Origin of the sequence: Cohnella fermenti (assembly GCF_004801405.1) — a bacterium.
GTDB classification, from domain to species: domain Bacteria; phylum Bacillota; class Bacilli; order Paenibacillales; family Paenibacillaceae; genus Cohnella; species Cohnella fermenti.
Genome location: NZ_SSOB01000001.1, coordinates 149,641 through 171,367 on the forward strand (window position 1 = coordinate 149,641; position 21,727 = coordinate 171,367).

Genomic DNA, 21,727 nt, shown 5'->3' on the forward strand with positions numbered 1-21,727 from the left:
ACATGAAGGCGTTGGTCTATACCGCTCCCGAGGTGATGGAGCTGATGGAATGTCCGGTGCCCGAGCCGGGGGAGAACGAGGTGCTGATTCGGGTCGCTTATTCCGGCATTTGCGGATCGGAATTGAGCGGCTTCTTGGGGCATAACTCTCTGAGGAAGCCGCCGATGATCTTCGGGCACGAGTTGTCCGGATTTATCGAGAAGGTTGACGCCACCGGCGAGGCTCTTGGCTTACGCAAGGGAATGCGGGTAACGGCTAACCCGCTCGTGACCTGCGGACGTTGCAGCTACTGCCTTGCCGGTCAAGAGCCGCTGTGTCCGGAACGCAAGCTGCTCAGCGCCGCGCTTCCCGGCAGCAATGCCGAATTCGTCAAGCTTCCGGCATCGTTCGTTCACCCTCTGCCGGATCACGTATCGCTGATCCAAGGGGCATTGACGGAGCCGGTCGCTTGCGGAGCGCGCGTAGCGGAGCTTACGGCGGCAGGGCCCGACGACACGGTGCTTGTTGTCGGAATGGGGCCGATCGGCGTGTTCGCGCTTCAAGCCGTGCTGCTAAGCGGGGCCGGGCGGGTAATCGCTGTGGATTTGAGCCATGATCGCCTGTCGTTCGCTGCTTCGTTGGGGGCGATCACCGTAAATCCGCGAACGGAGGATCTTGCATTGCGCATCAAGGAACTGACGGACGGCCGAGGTGTCAGTGCGGCCATCGACGCCGTCGGAGCGGCCATCACTCGCCGCCAGTGCGCCGAATCGGTCATGGCAGGCGGGCGACTTGTCTTTACAGGGCTGCATCAGACGGAGACTTCGTTCGACTTCAACGACCTTGTGCGTCGGGAGCTCAAGATCTTCGGATCCTTCGCCTATTCCAAGGCGAACTTCAAGGTAGCGCTCGGTTGGATCTCCGAGGGGCGAATCGGGCTGGAGGACCGAATCGAGATCGCCCCCCTGTCGGATGGAGCCCAGTGGTTCGAGCGATTGATCAAGGCGCCGGGCCGAGAGATCAAAGTGCTGTTGAGAGTCTCGGAGGAGCAGTAGGCATCCGATAGGAAGGGAGATTCCCGTAGTGATTATTTCTTCTATAGAAGTATATCCGCTAAGGCTTCCGATGAAGTCCGACTTCGCCATCTCGGGAGGGGCGGTAGGCAATCAAGCCGAAGGAGCTCCTCATGTATACGTACGTATTGAATCCGATACGGGGGCGGTGGGCTGGGGAGAGGCTCGTCCGAGTCACCGTTGGAGCAGTGAGACGTTGGAATCGGTTGTATCCACGATCGAGAAGTATTTGAAGCCGACTTTGATCGGTCTGCCAGCCGGAGATTTGAGGCAGATCGAGCGGATACTGGCCAAACAGATCGCGCATGGCTATAATGCAGGGCAGCCGATCGCCAAGGCCGCTGTGGATATGGCATTGCACGATCTGCTTGCGGTTGCCGAAGGCAAGCGGCTGACCGAGTTGTGGCATGCTCCGTCCGCCGATCGCATCGATCTGTCTTATCTGATCAGCACTTCCGATCCGGAGGAGGCGCGAGCCAAGTCCGCATATGCCAAATCCCAGGGCTTCAAGGGAGTGGACGTGAAGATCGGACTTGATCCCAAGAGGGATGCGGAGATCGTACGCGCGGTCAAGGAAGCGGCTCCGGACTTGTTCTTCCGTGTCGACGCCAACCAAGCCTACAGCTTGCCGGAAGCCATCAGAATCGCCAAAGAACTGGAGGCAATCGGGATCGATGTGTTCGAACAGCCGATGCGGGCGAACATGCTGCAGGAACATGCCTTGCTCAGACGCAAGACAGATCTGCCGATCGCGTTGGACGAGAGTATCTGGACGCCCTCCGATTTGTTGCAGGCGATCCGCTTGGAAGCATGCGACTACGCGGTTGTTAAGCTCACCAAAATGGCAGGCTTCCGCGGGGCCAAACTCTGTGGGGAGATTGCGCATCATGCCTGTCTGGGGCTGCTTGGAGGCGGCTTGACCGAATCGGGCCTAGGACTCGCGGCCAGCGCCCAGTTGTTCTTAGCTTTGGATATCCGCTCGCCGGTTGACTTGAACGGTCCGTTCTTCCTGGCCGACGATCCGATACGGGAGAAGCCGGTACTGGCGCGGGGGACCGCATTCCTTCCGCAAGGGCTCGGAATCGGATGCGTTCCTGACGAGCGGCTGCTGGATCGTTATCGCTCGCCGGTATGTTGCGAATAGCTCGTAACCGGCAGATCCGGCGCTGACAGGGCTCGATAAATTAGGGGGGACCGATATGAAGTCGACATTCGGCGTGAACGCAGGGAAGTTTGTCTTCAATGGACAAGCCGTTCGCTTAATAAGCGGAGCGATGCATTATTTCCGAATCGTTCCCGCGTACTGGGAAGACAGGCTGTTGAAGCTGAAGGCATGCGGATTTAACGCCGTCGAGACCTATATCCCTTGGAATTTGCACGAGCCGAAGGAAGGAAGCTTTAACTTCGAGGGCATTGCAGATATTAAGCGTTTTATTGAGTTGGCACACAGGTTGGATTTATTCGTCATCGTGAGACCAAGTCCTTATATATGTGCGGAATGGGAATTCGGGGGCTTGCCCGCGTGGCTGCTTGCAGACGCCAATATGAAGCTTCGTTGCATGCATAAACCGTATCTGGACAAATTGGATGCCTATTACGACGTATTGATCCCTTTGCTAACGCCATTGCTCTGCACGAACGGCGGACCCATCATTGCCATGCAGATCGAGAATGAGTACGGCAGTTACGGCAACGATAAAGCTTACTTGGCGTACATAAAGGACGGCCTGGTTCGACGTGGCGTCGATGTGTTATTGTTTACATCCGATGGTGCGGAAGATTATATGCTCCAAGGAGGCATGTTGCTCCCCAAAGTGCTTGCGACGGTGAATTTTGGTTCCAAGCCGGAGCAATCTTTTGAGAAGTTGGGACAATATCAGCCTGATAAGCCGAAGATGTGCATGGAATATTGGAACGGATGGTTCGATCATTGGGGAGAGATTCATCACGTCAGGGAAAATGAAGATGTAGCGGTCGAATTGGACAGAATACTGAGCTCGGGCGCCTCGGTCAACTTCTATATGTTCCATGGAGGAACAAACTTCGGTTTCTATAATGGCGCCAATTATTTCAACCGTTACGAGCCGACAGTAACGAGCTACGATTACAATGCTCTGCTTAATGAAGCAGGAGACATAACGGAGAAGTATCTGGCGATCCGTGAAGTCATTGCCAAGCATGTCGGAATGCCCGAAGCCCTGATGCCGGAGCCGATAAAGAAGAAAAACTATGGTGTTGTTCGGTTAATCGAGCAAGCAAATTTGTTCGCACAATTAGACCTATTGTCCCAGCCGGTGTACAGCGTCTACCCCGAGACGATGGAGAGGCTCGGGCAGAGTTACGGATTCATCCACTATCGGACGATAGTATCGGGCCCAAGACCCGAGAGCAAGGTTGTCATCCAGGAAGTGCGAGACCGGGCATTGGTGTACCTGGACGGCGAATATCAAGGGGTCATCGACAGGAACGATCACGACATTGGCTTGGATATCAGAGAACACGACATTGTCGTGGCTACTCCTCCCGAAGGCTCAACGTTAGGAATTCTGGTTGAGAACATGGGGCGAGTCAATTATGGATGGATGCTCAAGGATCCCAAGGGGATTACCGAAGGGGTAAGGCTTGGAGGGCAGTTTTTGTTCGGATGGGACATCTTTACGCTTCCGATGGACAACTTGACCAATCTTGAATTCGAGCCCTTGGCCGCACAAGATGAACGCTCGGGCCCCCTCGCTTCTCCAACTTTCTTCAGAGGTTCGTTTGAAGTGGCGGAGCCGGCCGATACCTTCTTGAAGCTGGAGGGATGGAGCAAGGGAAGCGTCTTTATCAACGGATTCAACATTGGGCGCTATTGGAACATAGGTCCGCAGAAGACGCTTTATGTTCCAGGGCCGTTGCTTATAGAAGGAACAAACGAACTCATTGTGCTGGAGCTTCATGCCATGATTGAGCCTGCAGTTCGATTCCAGGACTTCATGGAACTGGGCTAGTTCATTCATCGGTTGGAGTCGAGGTGTGAATACAGCGTGTCTGGGGCTCCAGCCGATTCGGCTGGAGCTTCTGTTATGAATTGGGCAGTTGCGCTTCATTCAATTGCCCGCTCGAGCGGTTCTGCGATATAGTTACTAGAGATAATTGGAAGAAGATATTTGCGGAAAATGTCGAGCGGGGAGCTGGAGCGGTTGACGTCGAAGGTTGCGAAGCTGAGCGGTTGGAAGCTTGCCGTATGGGTGGGCCTCTTCTCGCTTGTTCTGATAGGCGCGCGTATGGCGTGGATCGCTTCCTTCCAGGCAGCGGATCAGCCGCACGCCGTGAATGGGGAACTGGATCTGAGGAATTGGGAATTCTCCTCGACCAGGGCATTGGTTCTGGACGGCGAGTGGGAATTTTACCCGCATATGCGATGGATGGAAGAGGAGCGGTCGGCAGAAGCTCCGGGAGATTCGCATGCGACCGTTCAAGTCCCGGGCCCCTGGAACGACGCCATGCAGCCGGACAATCCCACGCCTTACGGATACGGCTCCTATCGCTTGCGCATTTACGTCAATCCCGCTAACGAAGCCTCGTACAGCATACGCGTGCCTAGTGTGCGCAACGCCTCAATGCTCTATATTAACGGTCGACTGCATCGGACGATGGGCAAGCTCGCGGAGACGGAGAGCGAGTATGCGGCCTACAATGTTCCTTATACGGCCACGTTCCTCGCGGATGGACAAGGCGTTATCGAAGTGGTCGTGGAAGCGGCGAATTACAAGGACCCGCGAGGAGGAGGCATCGTGCGCTCCTTACGGTTCGGCACGGAAGAGGCGGTTGATCGGGAGACGAAGTTATCCACGTCCATGCAGCAACTGGTTACTGTAGTCTTGATGATGCATGCCGTCTACGCGTTCTTCCTGTATCTGCTCGGAAGGCGGGAACGAATTCTTCTGCTCGTGTCCCTCTTGGCGGTCAGCGTGATGCTGTTGTTTATGCTGAGCAGCGAAGAGAAGCCGTTGAGCTTCTGGTTCCTGATCAATTACGAGTGGGGCTTCAAGCTGGTCCATCTGTCGATGGTCGGGATCGCGTATGCCTTGATGAATTGCATCAAGAACTGGGCGCCCCGGCGCTGGCGAACCATCTATCCGGGGCTTGGATCGGTGTGCGCCATTGCGACCGCTCTGGCTCTGATTCTGCCCGCGCACCTCCTCATCCTTATTCAGCCGGGGTACTTCCTCCTGACGGGCGGGGCCCTCTTTACCGCTATCGTCTTCATGCTTCGGGCTTCCGTGAACAATTCCCGGGACAATGTATATCTTCTGTTGGCGGCCATTGCCTTGACCAACAACGCGGTGTGGACGTACGTCGGAATGAAGATCAAGGTGATGTACTATCCGTTCGATCTGATCGTTGCAACGCTGTGCTTCATGCTGGTCTGGTTCCGGGAATACTTCCGAGCTCATATGGAGGCCAAGAGGATGGCTGCCAAGCTGCAGGAGGCGGACATTCAGAAGGACCGATTCCTGGCGAACACCTCGCATGAGCTGAGGAATCCGCTTCACGGCATCCTCAACATGTCGCAGGCGGTGCTGGATCGGGAGCGGCAGTGGATGGACGAGAAGAGCGTCAAGGATCTGGGGGTTGTGCTCACCGTCGGGCGTCGAATGTCGCAGATGCTCGACGATCTGCTCGATGCGGTGAGTCTGAGGGAAGGGGCGCCGCGATTGCTTCCGCAACGGATCGCGCTGCAGGCGATCGTTGCCGGAGTGATGGACATGCTGCAATTCATGACGGAGAGGAAGCCGGTCCGGATGGACAATCGGATTCCGGAATCCTTCCCGCTCGTATGGGCGGACGAGAATCGGGTCGCTCAGATTCTGTTCAACCTGCTGCACAATGCACTGAAGTTTACGGAAGAGGGAGAGGTTGTCGTCATGGCGGAGGTTCGCGGCAAGCTGGCCTGCATCCGTGTCCGCGACACGGGCGTCGGTATGGACGAATCGACGCTGCAGCGTGTCTTCGAGCCTTACGAGCAGGGCCAATCCGGAAGCCGGGTGTTCGAGGGAGGATTCGGGCTTGGACTTGGCATCTCGAAGCAACTGGTGGAACTGCACGGCGGCAAGCTTCACGCGACATCGAGAGCGGGAGTCGGCTCGGAATTCGTCTTTACGCTTCCGTTGGCCGAGGACCAGACCTCAAGCTGCGCTTCCGAGAGGGAAGCCCACCGCCTCCCGGCAACAAGCCGGCCTCTTGCCGCTTCCGAGGCGGCTGCAGCGCGGGAGCCCGCCGCCATCGCCGAACCCGAGGATACGATCGGCCTGCGTCCCCGTATTCTGGTTGTGGACGACGATCCGGTCAATCTGAGCGTGATGGAATCGATCCTGTCGTCGGAGAACGCCGAGCTCTTCTTGGCGACCAACGGCAAGCAAGCTCTGGAAGCTCTAGAGCGTCAGGAGTGGGACTTGGTTATTGCGGATGTGATGATGCCCCGAATGTCCGGGTACGAGCTGGCGCGGGCGATTCGCGGCCGCTTCTCGGTGACGGAGCTCCCGATTCTGCTGCTGACGGCCCGCAGCCGGACCGAGGATATCGTTAACGGCTTCCTGTCCGGGGCGAACGATTATGTCACCAAGCCGATCGAGGTTCTGGAGTTTAAGGCGCGAGTAAGGGCGCTGACCGAAGTGAAGCTATCCGCACACGAACGCCTGCAGATGGAAGCCGCCTGGCTTCAAGCTCAGATTCAGCCGCACTTCCTGTTCAACACGTTGAATGCGGTCATCGCACTAAGCGATATCGATCCCGAGCGGATGCGGGGGCTGCTGGAGATTGTCGCCGAATTCCTCCGAAGCAAGTTCAGGCTGCGGCAGATGAATGCGCTCGCTCCGATCCAAGAGGAACTCCAGCTCGTTCGGACTTATCTGGACATTGAGCAGGTCCGGTTCGAAGAGCGGCTGCAAGTCGTCTGGGAGGTCGAAGAGTGCGGCGATCTGCAGATTCCTATGCTGACGATCCAGCCGCTGGTCGAGAATGCGATAAGACACGGCGTCATGCCCAAGCTCGGAGGAGGAACCGTCCGGATTCGGGTTGTTCGCCGAGATGCTCATGCGGAGATTACGGTGGAGGATGACGGCAACGGAATCGAGGAGGAGAAGCAGGCGAGAGTTCTGGACCCGCGGACGAAGCCGGAAGTCGGAGCCGGGGTGGGGCTGCTCAATACGGACCGCCGACTAAGACGCATCTACGGACAAGGATTGCATATCGACAGCAAGCCCGGCCAAGGCACGAAGGTGTCGTTCGTCGTAACGAAGGAGCTTGAAGAATGAATGACTCAGGACGGGCTCCTGTGGGGAAAAAGCAACAGCGGGAGCACAAGGCCAACTTTAGCGGGGGGAGTTAATCATGCCGTTCACCATCGTTCGGAACGATATTACCGCGATGCAGGTCGATGTTATCGTCAATGCCGCGAACACGTCTCTGCAGCAAGGGGGCGGCGTGTGCGGGGCCATCTTCGCGGCTGCCGGCGCCGGCGAGCTGCAGCGGGAATGCGATGCCATCGGCGGCTGCGAGGTCGGCCAGGCCGTGCTTACCAAGGGCTATCGGCTGCCGGCTCCCTATATCATTCATACGCCGGGGCCGGTGTGGCGGGGAGGCGGCCAGGGAGAGGCTTCCCTGCTGCGGGACTGCTACCGGAATTCGCTTCTGCTGGCTGAGCGGCACGGCTGCGAATCGATTGCCTTCCCGCTGATCTCCTCGGGGATCTTCGGTTACCCGAAGCAGGAAGCGCTGCAGGCGGCGACGGAGGCGATCCGTTCCTTCTTGCTCGGAAGCGATCTGGATGTCTACCTGGTCGTGTTCGACTGGGGGGCCGTCGAGGTCGGGGAGCAGTTGCTGGGCGGCGTCGAGGCGTTTATCGACGAGCACTATGTTCGGCAACATGCATCGCTTCGCCGGAGCAAACTTCCGGTGGAACGGCAAGCCCTGCAAGAAGATGCGCTCCTGCCGCCCCAATCTGCGCCCGAACCGGACATTCCTCATCTCGATGAATGGATCGGACGGCTCGACGCCTCCTTTTCCCAGCAATTATTGAGGCTTATCGACCGCAAGGGAAGAACGGATGTCGACGTCTACAAGCGCGCCAACCTCGACCGGAAGCTGTTCTCGAAGATTCGAAGCAATGCCTCTTACGTGCCGAGCAAGAGGACGGCGGTTGCCTTGGCGATTGCGCTGGAGCTGGACCTCGAAGAGGCGCAGGACCTGCTGGAGCGGGCCGGCTATGCGCTATCCCGGAGTCAGAAGTTCGACGTCATTATCGAATACTTCATCGGGCGGGGCAAGTACGATCTGTTCGAGATCAACGAGGTGCTGTTCCACTACGGCCAGCCGTCGCTTGGGCCCGGATGATCTCCGATTCTGGGAGGAATGTCCTCAAGGACGGAATGTCGCCTCGCAAGCGACCTCGCAGGGCTCGCCTTCGGTTAAGCTGGAGCCATACCGATTGCGAATGGAGGACTTCCTAATGAAGACGAACAGAACGGAACTGGTGTTTATTCTCGACAAGAGCGGCTCGATGGGCGGGCTGGAGGCCGATACGATCGGCGGCTACAACGCCATGCTCGCCAGGCAGCAGGCAGAGGAAGGCGAGGCGCGCATCACGACGGCGCTCTTCGACAACGATTATGAGCTGCTGCACGATCGGCTCGACATTCGGTCCGTAGCTCCGATCACCGAGAAGGAGTACGTCGTGGGAGGCTCGACGGCGCTGCTGGACGCGATAGGACGAACAATTCACAAAATCGCGAACGTGCAGAAGAACACATCCGAGGCTTACCGCGCGGACAAGGTGTTGTTCGTCATCACGACCGACGGGATGGAGAACGCCAGCCGCGAATACAGTTCCGCCCAGATCAAGGGCCTGATCGAACGGCAGCAGACAAAATTCGGCTGGGAGTTTATTTTCCTGGGAGCCAACATCGACTCGGTCCAGGTGGCCGGCCGCTTCGGAATCGCCGCCAGCCGGGTGCAGAACTACCATGCCGACCGCGAAGGAACGCGGTTGAACTACGAGGTCGTCGCCGATGCCGTCACGCACTTCCGCAAGAGCGGAGCCTTGGCCGACAACTGGGGCGAAGGCATCCGCCAGGATTACGAGAGCCGCGGCGGCCGGCGCGTGCGCTAAGCGGCCGCGTGCTGCCGGAAAGTCCGGGGACGAAGCAGAGCTTCTGACCGTCTTGTTTATCGAGACGGCGGAGGCTCTTTTTGCATGGAATATTCCCCGAACCCCGAACCCCGAACCCGAACCCGAACCCGAACCCGAACCCGAACCCGAACCCGAACCCGAACCCGAACCCGAACCCGAACCCGAACCCCCTCCTCGCATCCCGCCCCTTGTCCAACTCCTGTTCCCTGCCAGCATGAATGGAACCGACTCCCGTCGCGGGTCGCCTTCGACCAGGCCGCAGCGACTCGACCGGCTCGCCCGCCTAGCGGCTCGGCGCCAGTTCGGGCTCGCAGCATGATGCGCCGGTGACTGGGTGAGTGCGTGTGCGTGTGCGAGCGGAGTTGGCGATGCCGTCAGAGTCAGTGATGCCGCCAACTGCCCGGAGTTTATGTGAAATTTCACATTGGTACAGCTCGATAACGGGCAGTTTGACCATTTTTATATGAAAAACCACATACATAAGGGTCACTCCACCTCGAGTCCCCCGTATTTATGCTAAAAACCACATAAAACAGCACAATTCAGGCCAATCCGAAGGCGATGAATGTGAAATTTCATATAAAACGCGGAATCGCCGGAACAAGGGTGAGGTTACGATTGCAAGCCCGTCTCGTATAAGGCGGCGGTTGCCTTGGAAGATAAGTCGCGCGGGGGCATAAAGTATAGCGCTTTATAGCCTCCTCGGCGAAGTTAGCGGCCCGTTGCGGGTATGCTCTCTCTATTAGCGGCAATACTACTAGTAGTGATAGTCATAGGAGGAAGGGGAGAGCAGGATGACGAAGCCGTTTAACGTGCTGCTCACATTCAAGTCCGGCAAGCAGAGAATCGTGACGATTGTCGATTGCGATGGGTTCGTCGAGCTTCAGAGCCGCTGCTACAAGGAGAATTTTACGCTGTATCCGGCGCTGGGCTTCTCGTTCAAAGTATCGGAGATCGCGACGATGGAGCCGACCTCGGAGATGACCGACGCGCTGCAGGGGCAGTTGGAGCTGTATGAATGGTTGGGAATCGGCGAGGCGAAGGAAGGGTAAGAGGAACACGGAACAGGCCATTATTGTTATCGAATTCAGACAACCGCCAACGAGCGAGGGGCTCGAGGCGGTTTTTTTATGATTTTCTGCTCGTTCAAAGAGTCCATTATCGGAAAAACGACGACAGAGCGCTACAGATCCCATTGGAGTAAGCGAGCGGTTGGTCAGGGAACCGTGTTGCTGATCTCCTTCATGAAGCCGTTACGGCCAGCCAGTCCCACCTCTTGCCAGATCGCGTCTTTGGCATCGGTGCTGAATTCATGCCATTGGCTCTTGGTGGCATCATACAGCATAACATCCGAATTCTCGCCCAGTTGGAAGTAGAGAGCATAGCTCTGCAAGCTGGCCCCCTGGCCGTCGACGAAGTCGAGCCGCGAGCCTACATAGTAGCCTCCCGTATCGACCAGATGGAACGACCATGAATAGCTGGCGGGGGCTTCAACCTCCTGGCCTTTGTTCTCCTCCAGCAGTTGATAGAGCGCCGCAATATGGGCGTTCCCGCCGATCTGGTTAACGATGCTGCCCATCGTCGCATAGATTTCGTGCAGGGCGGCCTTCACCGGCACGCCTTCGATCGTCAGCGGTTCGGTGTCCACCGTCACCGTTCCGTCCCGGTAATCGATGGTGGAGCCGAACGTCTCCGCGATGAAGCGCAAGGGCACATAGATACGATTGTTCTTCAAGTACGGCTCGGCGTCGAGGGCGACCGGCTCGCCGTTCTTCGTCGCGGCGCTGCTGTTCGGCTTAAGCTTGATCGTGATGCCGTTGTACGTCAGCGTCGCTTCGGAATTCGCCCAATTCACCTTTGCGCCCAGATTCTCGCCGATGATCCGCAGGGGCACCATCGTCCGGCTGTGTTGAACTTCGGGTTGCACGTCGCTCTGGAGCGTAATGCCGTCAATAACCATAGCCGGTGCTGCCGCGTAAGCGGGCGACGAGAACAGGAGTACAGCAGATGCGACGACCAGCGAGATACTGCTTTTCTTCATGGATTATCCTCCGGAATTAGACAAACGTTCAAAAATTTCGCTATCGCTATAACGATAGACGCATGCCGCCTCGATTTGTTGCACGGCTTGATGTCCCAGCGGCAGGGGAGCGACAGTCTTGACACCTTCGCGCCCGAGGGCTACAATTAACCTCAATTAAACATCCGGATTATGCCGATGAAGAGATTCCAACTCGGAGGCGTTCTCGTCAAGAGCGGTTCGCGCGAACCGACTCCTAAGCTTACCGGCCCCGCCCGTTACCGCGGAACCAAGAGGATCGAATCCGCCCATCGGGCGCGGTTCGATCAAGTTGGGTGGCACCGCGAGCTGACGCTCCTCGTCCCAATTAGGGACTGGGGGCGTCTTTTTGTTTGCCGCACAACCAACGGGAGAGGATGAGGAGCTATGGGTCGAGTGTACAATTTCAACCCGGGACCGGCGGCACTGCCGCTTGAGGTGCTGGAGCAGGGACAGCGGGCGTTCGTCGAATACGAGGGCATGGGGATGTCGCTCATGGAGATGTCCCATCGAAGCAAGCCGGTTGAGAAAATAATCGGAGAAACGGAGGAGCTCCTGCTGAAGCTGATCGGCCTGGATACGGGGTACGAGGTTCTGTTCATGGGAGGCGGGGCGAGCGCACAGTTCGCTCTAGTCCCGATGAATTATCTCGCAGCGGACAAGGTTGGCCGTTACGTGCTGTCGGGAAGCTTCTCGGAGAAGGCGTACGAGGAAGCGGGCAAGCTTGGCCGGACGGAGATTGCGGCCAGCGGCAAGGCGGATCGCTGGGCGAAGCTGCCGGAGCTCGGCGGACTGTCGCTCCCCGCGGATACCGCCTACGTTCATCTGACGACCAACAACACCATCGAGGGCTCGCAGTGGACGGACATTCCCGATGCGGGAGACATTCCGCTGATCGGCGACATGACAAGCGACATTCTCAGCCGCCGCCTCGATTGGACGAAGTTCGCGATGTTCTATGCGGGCGCGCAGAAGAACCTCGGACCCGCCGGAGTGACGGCCGTCGTCATCCGAAGCGATCTGCTGCAGCGGGCGGACGAGGGGATTCCGACGATTTTCCAATATGCCGCCATGGCAAAGAACAAGTCGCTGTACAACACGCCGCCGGTCCATTCGATCTACATGATGAAGCTGATGCTCGAATGGACCGAGAGCCAAGGCGGCATCGCCGAGATGGAGAAGCGGAGCGAAGAGAAGGCTGCTCTGCTCTACGAGGCCGTCGACACAAGCGCAGGGTTCTATCGGGGAATCGTCGACGCGCCGGATCGGTCGCGGATGAACGTGACATGGCGGATGCAGGACGAAGCGCTGGAGAAGAAGTTCGCGCTGGAGTCGGCGCAGTACGGCTTGATCGGCCTGGCCGGCCACCGCAGCGTCGGGGGCATGCGCGCCTCGATCTACAACGGGGTGCCGGTCGAAGCTTGCCGGGCACTCGCCTCCTACATGCGCGACTTCGCCAATCGCCACGGGTAACGGGACAGGCGGAATTTGCTCCTGTGCCGTACAGCAATCTATCGATTGTACAGTAGACACTCCTTCGGCTCTCCCTCATAGTAGCAGCAGCGGCTCCTTCCCCTCGCGGGGAGGGGCCGTGATCGAGAGAGAAGAGAGGGAGCGAGTGAGCGATGAACAACAACCATACTCTTAAGCAAGCTGCGAATGTTCCTTCGGTGAAGCTGGCCGACTTGTCCGTGCGGGAGAAGATCGGGCAGACGGTTGTCCTGCTGTCCGGCCGGGCGAAGGAGATTGAGGCGCACGGCAGCCTTGAAGCTTTCCTCGAGAAGTATCCGGTCGGGGGCTTCTTCGTCGGTGCGGAGATCATCAAGGACGTCATGACGAGCAACGGCTTCGAGCAGGTGAAGGAAGCGACGGAGCAGTACAAGGCGGCGACGAAGATCCCGCTGATCTTCGCTTCGGATCTGGAGAACGGCTGCGGGAGCATGATTCCCGGCTTGACGAAGCTGCCGTTCCCGATGGCGCTCGGCGCGACGAAGAGCGAGCAGCTTGCCTACGATTACGGCAAGGCGACGGCGCTGGAAGCGCGGTTGGCCGGCGTGAACTGGACGTTCTCCCCGGTCGCCGACCTGAACGTCAACCGCTTCAACCCGATTACGTGCATTCGCGCGATCTCCGACAAGCCGGAATGGGCGATCCCGCTGCTGAAGGCGCTGATTCGAGGCATGCAGGACCACGGGCTGGCGGCAACGGCCAAGCACTTCCCCGGCGACGGCTGCGATTATCGCGATCAGCACCTGACGACAACGGTGAATTCGTTGTCCCGCGAGGACTGGCTGCGGCAGCACGGCGCCGTGTTCCAGGCTTTGATCGACGACGGCCTCGCTTCGATTATGACGGGGCATATCTCGCTGCCGTCGTTCCAGGCGGAGACGGTTCTCGGCGGGCGTTATCTTCCCGCGACGCTGTCCGCGGAGCTGTCGGATACGCTGCTTAAGCGTCAGATGGGCTTCCGGGGGGCCATCGTCAGCGACGCGCTTATTATGGGCGGCTACCTGAAGTGGTACGAGCGAAGCGAGGCGTACCTGCGGACGCTGAAGGCGGGCACCGACCTGATGCTGTGGCCGGAGCTGACGTACTTCGAGACCGTGGAACGGGCGCTGGAATCGGGCGAATTGACGATGGAGAGATTGGACGACGCGGTGGAGAGAGTGCTGCGGTTGAAGCGGCGCTTCGGCGTGCTCGCTTCGGAAGAAGAGACGGCGCCTATCCCGATCGAGGAGACGGAAGCCGAGGCGATTGAGGTGTTCGCGAATCGGACGGCACAGCAGGTGGCCGAGCGCAGCCTGACGCTTGTTCGCGACGAGCTTGGCCTTCTTCCTGCGGCTCCCGAAGCGGTGCGCAACGTTCTCGTCATCGGCATTACGCCGTCCGCCGCCGATTATGAGGAGCTGTCCACGCTGAAGGACGCGTTCGAGCGGCGCGGCATCCGGGCGGAGATGATTCGGGGCGTCTGGTACGAGGACCTGATCAAGCGCGAACCGGAGTTCGACCTCATCGTCTATGCGCCGATTGTCCGTCATCATCACCCGATGGGGCCGCTCGCCTTCAGTGCGGATGAAGCTTCCGCCTGCTGGAGCGCGCTGACCGCCGGCCGCTCCAAGTCGGTTGTCGTCTCCTTCGGCTCGCCGTACGTCATGGCCGACTACTTCGACATGGCACCGGTTGCCGTGAACGCATACAGCAACGTGCCGTCTTCGCACGAAGCATTCGTGCGCGCACTGCTGGGCGAGATTCCGTTCGCGGGAAGCGCTCCGGTCGATAATTTATACGCTTAAGGCCGTTAATTCTAAACGATGCGAAGAGAACTCCCCCCGGTTCCAAGGTGCCGTCGCACCTTGAGCCCGGGGGGAGTTTGATCTTATAGGCTAGGGATTACATCCGAACATCCTCGTACTGCGTCGAATGATCATTTTATGCTAAAAACCGCATCCAATTGCCCCACGACGGCACCGATCAGCCAATTGAATGCTAAAAACCACATAAAAGCAGCACAAACGAACCTCGAACGCTCTCATGAATGCTAAAAATCGCATAAAAGCGGCATAGACAAGCCTCGAACGCTCTCATGAATGCTAAAAACCGCATCCAATCGCCGTTTTAGTACACGACTTCCTCCAACTCGCCTTCCAACCCTTCGGGCCAGACGACGTTCACGCTCACCTCGCGCGGATGCTCGACCCTCAGCTTCATCCGTGCGTCGGACCGTGTCCACCGGACGCCGATATGGCCGCCCTGCGGCAGCGGGACGGAGCCGCTCGCCCACGCGAGATCGGAAGGCTGCGGCGCAATCTCGACCGTCTGCCATCCGGCATCCTTCCGGTTGACTCCGAGCGCGCTGGCGCCGAGGAAGTAGCCGGGGGCCGCGGACCAGGCGTGGCAGTGGCTGCGCGTCAATTGCTTCGGATTGGCGCGGTTCTCCGCGAAGTTCGGATACATCTCCCAGCAGGTCGTCGCCTCGTGCTCGATCATCGCGCCGTAGTTGCGGCGGATATCGGCCAGAATCTGCGCGTGGCGGCCGGATCGGACAAGCGCCTCGTAGTAGAAGAACGACATGAACGGGCTGCCGATCTGCACGAATTCGGCGGGGGGAGCCGCCAGATAGCCGTCGATCGTCGCTCTTCGTTCGCCCTCGGCGACCTCGCACAGGTATGCAACGACTTGCGTCTGCATGCTGAAGATGTCCGAGCGCCTGCCGTCCGGGTGAATGCAATCCAGATACGCGCGGCGGGTGTCGTCCCACAGCCGACCGTTGATGGCCTCTGCGAGAGAGTCCGAGCTGGCCGCGAAGCCGGCTTCCTCGGCTTCGTGCGCCAGTCCCGCCGCTTCGGCGATGGCGGCCGCCTTGCGAAGCGCCTTCACGAGGAACAGGTTCTGGTGCGTGACGATGCCGTCGTTCGGCTGGTCGATGGGCGCCCAGTCGAGCAGGTTCCAGCCCTTCATGTTCAAGAGACCGTCTTTGTCCAGATGGGTCAGGTAGTGAACGAGCGTATGGCGAACCGCCGGCCATATCCGCTGGGCGAACGCCCGGTCGCCGGTGTGGCCGATGAATTCCTCGCAGGCGATGACCCAGAAGAACGTCCAGTTCGGAATGACGCTGCTCCAGGCGCTCGGCACCTGGTCGACATACAGCGGAGTCATCTCCGAGGAGCCGGGTACGAGATTGAGGCATCGCTTGACGATGTCGGTCGCGCCGAACACATAGTAGTTGACGAGCGCTTCGTTGCGGGCGTCGCCGACCCAGAATACCTGCTCATAGGCCGGACAATCGACGAACGTGTCCTCCATGCACAGCCTTGTCGTATGGCGGCTGATCTCCCAGATGTCGTTCAACAGCGGGTCGGAGCAGCGGAAGGTGCCCTGATTGGCGACGGGATAGTTGCTCTGATGAATGTAAATCTCATGGAGCTTGACCGGCTCCCGCTTGCCCGAGGCATTGCCCGAGACATTGTTCGAGACATCGGCAGAGGGATCGCCGCCTGCGGCGCTTCGCACCGTCGCGATCAAGTACCTCAGTCCCCGGCGAACCGGAGACAGATAGCGCTGCCGGCCCTCGCGGCATACGTAGCGGAGCGTGTTGTCCAGGCCGTACGTGTGCTGCGTGTAGTCGTCCCGGCGATATTCGACGCCGTACAGATCGAGGATCGTGCCGGCCGGCGCTTCGATCTCGAAGCCGATGAAGCCGGACTGCTCCTTGCCGAGGTCGATGACGAGCTCGCAATCCCCGACGTCGAACCGGGGCAGCGCGGCGGGCTCGGGAACGGGCAGGACGGCCCGTACAAGCTCCGGCGCGACCGGCTTGCGTTCGACGCGGGTGCGCCACACGCTTAAGCCGAACACATCCGCTTCCGTATACATGCCGGGATCGAGCGGTCTGGCCCACTCCCGATAAGCTTCCAGCTCCGCAGCCGAGGAGACGGCTGCCAGCGCCAAATAATCCGCATGATCGCAGCTAAGCTCGCGAGCCCCCTGATGGTCGATATATTCCACATGATCGAACGGCCCGTATGTCGCGAACGGAGTGCCTGCGCCTGCTTCAAGCTCACCGAGCGGCGAGCGAAGGGAGAACGGCGCATCCGCGTCAAGGCCGAAGTGGAAGCTGCCGCCGTGGTTCGACGCCGTCGCGTCGAGCAGCAGCAGATGGTCGCCGGCCGGAAGCGCCAGCTCCGCATACTGCTCCGGCTGCTCTCCGCGCCATTCCTTCACGGCGACTCCGCCGACGTAGAAGCTGCCCGACGGCAAGCCTGTCGGAAGCCCGACGGTGACGGTTCCCGCCCGTTCAAGACGAAGGACGGTTGCGAGATAACCGCAGTACCGGATCGGATTCGCATGGTCCGCACTCTCCGGCACGAACTGGTTGCGCATATCGATCGCGGCCATGAAGGCAGGCGTCTCGACGCGGTTGACCTCCAGAATGGCTGCCGGGTACAGCTTCTCTTCCGTCAGGTAAGGGATATCGCGCGGCACCAGCTTCGTCCACGGAGCCGTTCCGACCGGCCCGATGACGACGGCGCGCTCCCAGGCCGAGTCGTCGTACCCTTCGCCGCTCCAATCGCCGTCTTCTTCCCTGGCGTCGATGATCTCGGAGAAGCCCTGCTGACAACTCATGCGCGGAGCCGCTCGCGAGAAGCCCGCGAGCGGGCGAGTTCTCCACTCGCCATCGGTTGCCGCCAGCGCAACATCGCCCGCCGCGACTTCCGCCAGCAGGCCGCCGCGCCCCCGAATGTAATAGAAGTTCGCAACCCCGAAGTGAAGCACAAGAATCGCGAGCGTATTGACCGCGCCGGGCCGGAGGAGGTGGCCGATCTCATACGTATCGTAGAACTGCTCGTGAGGCCACGAGCGAACCGGACCGCGGCCGACCCGCATGCCGTTCACATAGAGCACATAGCGCGAATCCGCGCACAGGCGAACCTGCGCCTGGCCGGCGAAGTCGGCGGGGCATTCGAACTGCTTGCGGAAGCAGCGCCATTCGTTGCGCGGGCTGCTCTCGCCGCCGCCCCAAATCCAGGATGCCGTCCAATCATGAGTGGTCATCGACCACACCGCCTTTGTCGAAGGAATAGGTGAATACCCTTCCATTCTACGATGCCAGCCCCGGTAAAAAAGAGTTGATCCTGCCATTAAAGAAGGGTAATCTGACAATGAAGGGGGCGGAGAGATGGTAACGAGAATTAGGGAAGTGACGCCGGCGAGCATCTTCTTCGCGGAATCTCTGCCCTATTACGTCAACCGGGTCGAGGAATCGTACGGGCTTCATTACCACGAGCACGAATTCACGGAAGTCTGTTATGTCGGGGAAGGACGAGGCTACCACCATATCGAGGAGGAGACGATCCCGGTGAGCAGAGGGGACTTGTTCATTCTGCCGCTCGGCACGTCGCATGTCTTCCGGCCGCATTCGCCCAGCAGAGGCGACCCCTTGGTCGTCTACAACTTTATCTTTGTCGCCGATCGGGTGGCCGAAGCTCTGCGCGGCTTCCCTGCGCTCTCCCCCTCCGAGGAGACGCTGCGGCTGCTGAATCTGCAGCCCGGTCCTGCGACGTGGAAGCCGATCCGGGATACATCCGGCTTTTTCCGCACTTTTTTCGCGAACGCTTATGAAGAGTTCCGGCAACGGAGGATCGGTTATATTCCGCGGCTGCACGCCTTGTTCGTCCTGCTCGTCACGGAGATCGACCGCCATCTCGAGCCGACGGGCGGCGGGACGGAACGACGCGGCACGGAGCGGTTGATCGGGGACGTTCTGGCTCATCTGCGGGACAAGGAGGCATTCCGCTTGTCCGCGGCGGAAGCGGCAGCCATTGTGCAGATGAGCGAGCGGCACTTCCACCGAATGTTCGCCAAGGAGACGGGGTATACGTTCAACCGTTACGTTCAGAACCTGCGGATCGAGCGGAGCTGCGAGCTGCTGCGAACGACGAGATGGACGGTGCCGGAGATTGCCGAAGCGGTAGGCTACCAGGATAAGGGCTACTTCCAGAAGCTGTTCAAGAAGGCGACCGGACAGACTCCTCGGGCCTATCGCAACGGAGAGTAAAGCCGATTCGAGCGAGAGGGGAACGAACGATGTACACCATTGTCATTGCAGAAGACGAGAATTGGCTGCGGAGCGAGCTGGTCGAGATGGTCGAACGGATCGGCGGGGAATTCTCCGTCGTCGGGGAGGCGATGGACGGGGAGGATGCTTGGCATATGATCCAGGATCAATGGCCCTCCATCCTGTTGACGGACATCCGAATGCCGCGCAAGGACGGCCTGGAGCTGATCCGGGGGATCGCGGACAACGGCATGCCGATCGTTCCGATCATCATCAGCGGATACGACGAATTCACTTACGCCCAGCAGGCGGTGCGCTATGGCGTGTCGGAGTACCTGACGAAGCCGGTTCTGCAAGAGGAGCTGGAGGAAGCCCTGCGGCGTTCGGTCACCCGAATGTCGATGCTCGGAGAGCTGAACGGATGCTTAAAGCGGATCAATTCGTTCCTGGAATCGCTCGCATCCCTCGACTCCGGCGGCAGACAGAGCGAGCTGGACGGCGTGCTTCGCTATGTCTGGAACGTGCCGGTCGCCCATCCGCGGAGCCGGCATTCCGTCCTTGCCATATTCGAACGCAAGTGGGCGGAGCTGATCCGGGACATGAACCCGGCCTATTCGCCCCCGGCCGCCGGAGATTGGGGCGACCGCGCCGCGACGGCGGCGCGCTTCCGCCGGCAACTGGAGGAATGGTCGTTCGCCGCGGTCTCCCTGGCCGGGCAGGATCATCGACCGACGATCGCAAGAGCCTGCGACTACATCGGACGCCACTACATGCAGCCGCTCACGCTCGGCAGAATGGCGCAGCAGGCGAGCCTGAGTCCTTCGTACTTCGGCCAGTTGTTTAAGCAATACGCGGGACAGTCCCTCGTCAATTACTTGAATGCGGTCCGGATCGACAAGGCGAAGATTCTGCTGCTTGAAGAGGACATCAAGATCTACGAGGCGGCCGAGATGGTCGGCTTCGTCTCGCTTCCGCACTTCAACCGGATGTTCAAGTCGCTCACGGGCCTGACCCCGAACGATTACCGCAAGGGGATGGGATTAAAGTGAAGCCGGCGATTCTTACTTCTTACCGAACGCGCATGATCGCGGGCTTCCTGGTCGTGAACATGCTGGCGCTCGCGATCGCGCTTGCGATCGCCGACCGTCAGATCGGCCGGGTCGTCAAGCAGGATGTGCTTCAGCAGTCCGGAGACGCGGCTGCGCGGTTCAATTACGATATGGATACCTACGTCGAAGAGCTCGTGGAAGCGGCCGCTCCTCTGGCGGCCGAGCAGCGGATTCAACAATTCCTCGTTCAGGATCGGACGAGCACGGCGGAGGAGACGGAGGCGATCGAGAAGGAGCTGCAGAACTTCGTGGCGGCGAATCGGCCGGAGATCGCGGGCATGTTCCTGATGTCCGACCAGAACCGGCTGATCTCCATCTTCAGCTATTACTTCTCGCAATCGGACTTCTATTCGGCCGAGCCTTGGTTCACGCTGCCGTTCGGCACGACGGTCGAGCTCTATCCGACTCATGTCACCCGCTATCCGAATCAGGCGCAATTCCCGGTGTTCTCGGTCGTCATTCCGATCTACGACATCGATACGGTCGAGGTGGCGGGCCGGTTCGTGCTGGACATTCAGCCGGAGCGGATCATCGAATCGTTCGGAGAGCGGGGCTTGGGGAGAACGGGGTACCACTTCGTCGTCTCCTCGGACGGCATCGTCGTCTACCATCCGAACAAGGAATGGATCGGGAAGTCGATCGAGGATACTCCGCTGTCCGACTTGCGGCAAGCCTATGCCGATTCTCCGGGTAAGGTCGACTGGCAAGGGGAACAATGGTACGTATCCGTCGACCGGTCCAACCGGATGAACTGGAACATCTATTCCATCGTTCCTTCGAGCGAGATGGAATCCGGCCTGCGCGCGGTGCGGATGTCGATCGTCTGGACGTTCGCCATCGTCTCGCTGCTGATTCTGATCGCCGTTCCGCTCCTGACCGATCGGTTCACGAAGCGGGTCATTGCGCTGAAGAACGTGATGGCCAAGGCTTCGACGGGCGATCTCGAGGTGCGAGCCGAGGAGGGCGGCAGCCCGGACGAGATCCATTATTTGTACCGGGGCTTCAACCAGATGATGGACCGGCTGCAGCAATTGGTCGGAGAGGTCTACGACCTCCAACTGAAGGAGATGCAACTGACGATCCGGCAGAAGGAGGCCGTTATCCGCTCGCTTCAGAACCAGATTAACCCGCATCTGCTCTACAATACGCTCGGAGTTATCAAGAGCATGGCCTACCTGGAGAATGTGCCGAAAATCGAGAGGATCTCGCGCAACCTCGCCGACGTCTATCGCTATACGGCGCAGTTCGAGTATGAGGAGGTTACCTTGCGGGACGAGTTGGACATTGTCGCCAAGTACTTGGATATCGTGCGCTTGCGGTTCCCGTCCAGCTTCACGAGCCTGCTGTCCGTGGCGGACAAGTTCCTCTCCGCCCGCTGCATGAAGCTGACGCTGCAGCCGATCGTCGAGAACGCGGTCAAGTATGCGATCGAGCCGGGAGGCGGCGACGGCGCGATTGTCGTGAGCGCATACGACGAGGGAGAGGACCTGTTCGTCGAGATTGCCGATAACGGCCGGGGAATCGCCGCGGAGAAGCTGAGGGAGCTGCGGGCGGCGCTGGAGGAAGTCGAAGCAGAACCGGGGGAGACGCCGGGCGAGCGCCGCTCCTTGGGACTCGCGAACGTGCACGCTCGGCTGATTCTGCGCTACGGGCCGTCGTACGGGCTGCGGATCGATTCCTTCTCCGGGCAAGGCACCGTTGTCACCGTTCGTGTTCCGCTGCGGAGCCCCGAGAGGCAAGTTCGAGAAAATGAGTAAGGAATCGAGAATTCGTATAAGG

General features: G+C 59.4%; 14 protein-coding genes. 12 read left to right on the forward strand and 2 right to left on the reverse strand.

Annotation, left to right across the window (positions count from 1 at the left end):
• Positions 1-2: 2 nt before the first annotated feature.
• The 7 genes from E6C55_RS00520 (at position 3) to E6C55_RS00550 (ending at position 10,277) form a co-directional block, all read left to right on the forward strand.
• Complete coding sequence (locus E6C55_RS00520; protein WP_136367818.1) at positions 3-1,034, forward strand: zinc-dependent alcohol dehydrogenase; 1,032 nt, start codon at positions 3-5, stop codon at positions 1,032-1,034.
• A gap of 28 nt (positions 1,035-1,062) precedes the next feature.
• A complete protein-coding gene (locus E6C55_RS00525) occupies positions 1,063-2,196 on the forward strand; it encodes a mandelate racemase/muconate lactonizing enzyme family protein (protein WP_230986448.1) in 1,134 nt (377 codons plus the stop codon).
• A 55-nt stretch (positions 2,197-2,251) separates the two neighbouring features.
• Positions 2,252-4,042, forward strand: coding sequence for a glycoside hydrolase family 35 protein (locus tag E6C55_RS00530; RefSeq protein ID WP_136367819.1), 1,791 nt, complete (start codon positions 2,252-2,254; stop codon positions 4,040-4,042).
• Between the two features lie 168 nt (positions 4,043-4,210).
• A complete protein-coding gene (locus E6C55_RS00535; protein ID WP_136368026.1) occupies positions 4,211-7,351 on the forward strand; it encodes an ATP-binding response regulator in 3,141 nt (1,046 codons plus the stop codon).
• 76 nt (positions 7,352-7,427) lie between these two features.
• Positions 7,428-8,429, forward strand: a complete 1,002-nt coding sequence (locus E6C55_RS00540) for a macro domain-containing protein (protein WP_136367820.1) — start codon at positions 7,428-7,430, stop codon at positions 8,427-8,429.
• A 115-nt stretch (positions 8,430-8,544) separates the two neighbouring features.
• The gene (locus E6C55_RS00545) at positions 8,545-9,204 is read left to right on the forward strand and encodes a vWA domain-containing protein (RefSeq protein WP_136367821.1); all 660 of its coding nucleotides are present in this window, start codon (positions 8,545-8,547) and stop codon (positions 9,202-9,204) included.
• 815 nt (positions 9,205-10,019) lie between these two features.
• A complete protein-coding gene (locus E6C55_RS00550) occupies positions 10,020-10,277 on the forward strand; it encodes a hypothetical protein (RefSeq protein ID WP_136367822.1) in 258 nt (85 codons plus the stop codon).
• A 164-nt stretch (positions 10,278-10,441) separates the two neighbouring features.
• Here the strand turns inward: E6C55_RS00550 and E6C55_RS00555 are convergent, their stop codons facing one another.
• Positions 10,442-11,266, reverse strand: a complete 825-nt coding sequence (locus E6C55_RS00555; RefSeq protein WP_136367823.1) for a copper amine oxidase N-terminal domain-containing protein — start codon at positions 11,264-11,266, stop codon at positions 10,442-10,444.
• 405 nt (positions 11,267-11,671) lie between these two features.
• On the opposite strand from E6C55_RS00555, the gene serC reads away from it, so the two are divergent.
• Positions 11,672-12,757 (forward strand): 3-phosphoserine/phosphohydroxythreonine transaminase, encoded by a 1,086-nt coding sequence (gene serC / locus E6C55_RS00560; RefSeq protein ID WP_136367824.1) that lies wholly within the window; start codon positions 11,672-11,674, stop codon positions 12,755-12,757.
• A gap of 152 nt (positions 12,758-12,909) precedes the next feature.
• Complete coding sequence (locus E6C55_RS00565; RefSeq protein WP_136367825.1) at positions 12,910-14,577, forward strand: glycoside hydrolase family 3 protein; 1,668 nt, start codon at positions 12,910-12,912, stop codon at positions 14,575-14,577.
• A 322-nt stretch (positions 14,578-14,899) separates the two neighbouring features.
• Here E6C55_RS00565 and E6C55_RS00570 read toward each other — a convergent pair whose 3' ends face one another.
• Positions 14,900-17,836, reverse strand: a complete 2,937-nt coding sequence (locus E6C55_RS00570) for a family 78 glycoside hydrolase catalytic domain (protein ID WP_136367826.1) — start codon at positions 17,834-17,836, stop codon at positions 14,900-14,902.
• Positions 17,837-17,960: 124 nt separating this feature from the next.
• Here E6C55_RS00570 and E6C55_RS00575 point away from each other — a divergent pair, with 124 nt between their 5' ends.
• From E6C55_RS00575 to E6C55_RS00585, 3 genes are read left to right on the forward strand one after another with little or no spacing between them, the layout of a single operon-like run.
• Positions 17,961-18,839 (forward strand): helix-turn-helix domain-containing protein, encoded by an 879-nt coding sequence (locus E6C55_RS00575; RefSeq protein ID WP_136367827.1) that lies wholly within the window; start codon positions 17,961-17,963, stop codon positions 18,837-18,839.
• 29 nt (positions 18,840-18,868) lie between these two features.
• The gene (locus E6C55_RS00580; protein ID WP_136367828.1) at positions 18,869-19,888 is read left to right on the forward strand and encodes a helix-turn-helix domain-containing protein; all 1,020 of its coding nucleotides are present in this window, start codon (positions 18,869-18,871) and stop codon (positions 19,886-19,888) included.
• Positions 19,885-21,705, forward strand: a complete 1,821-nt coding sequence (locus E6C55_RS00585; protein WP_136367829.1) for a cache domain-containing sensor histidine kinase — start codon at positions 19,885-19,887, stop codon at positions 21,703-21,705. The genes E6C55_RS00580 and E6C55_RS00585 overlap by 4 nt, the downstream gene beginning before the upstream one ends.
• The last annotated feature ends 22 nt before the right edge of the window (positions 21,706-21,727 follow it).